Below are 866 nucleotides of genomic sequence, written 5' to 3'. Positions count from 1 at the left end.
GGCCACCGTATTGATCCCGCGCAATCGCATCTCCTTGACCAATCGATCCTGCAACGTCAGGTGCGCTCGCTCCACGCGTCCCTTGGCCGAACTGCTGCTCGCACAGAATGTGTCGATGTTCAGCTCGTACATCGCCCGACCAAACGGCGTCACGCGATTGCCAGTCTTGCCCGGCTTCACGTTGCGAAACACGCTAGCCTTGTCGCTGTAGAACGCCCCAGGTTTGCCGTGCCGTTCGATGTACGCCCGCGTTGCCTCGAAGTAGCTGAAGGTCGATTCGGTCTGCGTGAAGTGCAGCATCATCAATCGGCTCGTCGCATCGTCCACATACACCAGCAGCGTGCAGGCCGGCGCCCGTTCCTCGAACCACCGATGATCGCTGCCGTCGATCTGGATCAGTTCGCCCAGGCACGCCCGGCGCGCTCGCGGCTGATAAACCTTCGGCGGACGCTGCCGGCGCGGAATCCAGAGCCCGGCGTCCGTCATCAGCTTCCTGACCGTCTCCTTGGCCAACCGAATGCCGTGACATTCCCACAGCTTCTCGCAAGCCAGTGTCGGTCCGAAATCGGCGTAGCGATCTCGGATGATCGACAGGGCCCGGTCGGCGGCTCCTGGATCCAGACGACGGTTGCCGGGCTTCGCTCGATGTCCCGACACCAAGCCCGCCGGGCCGTGCACACGCAGCCGGGCGACCAGCCGCCGAATCTGCCGCGTCGTCAACTCCAGCCGTTCGGCCGCGCGCCACGGCTTGAGCTTGCCGTCGGCTACGTCCTGAATGACCTTGAACCTGTCCAGCTCGCGCATCGTCATCGTGATCCGCTCCGTTGCAGCCATCGCAGCCTCCGGCGCCGGACACCCGGCGGCCG

General features: G+C 64.7%; 1 protein-coding gene. It reads right to left on the bottom strand.

The genetic code is table 11. The features are described from left to right. Positions 1–834, bottom strand: an 834-nt coding sequence (locus LGN17_RS36440) for an ISNCY family transposase (RefSeq protein ID WP_226201564.1), incomplete at its 3' end; no start/stop codon positions are given. Between the last annotated feature and the right edge of the window lie 32 nt (positions 835–866).

It is taken from the genome of Burkholderia sp. AU30280 (genome assembly GCF_020420125.1).
Classification (GTDB): domain Bacteria; phylum Pseudomonadota; class Gammaproteobacteria; order Burkholderiales; family Burkholderiaceae; genus Burkholderia.
The sequence above is the reverse complement of the archived record's forward strand: the minus strand, read 5'-3'. Positions and strand labels throughout refer to the sequence as shown.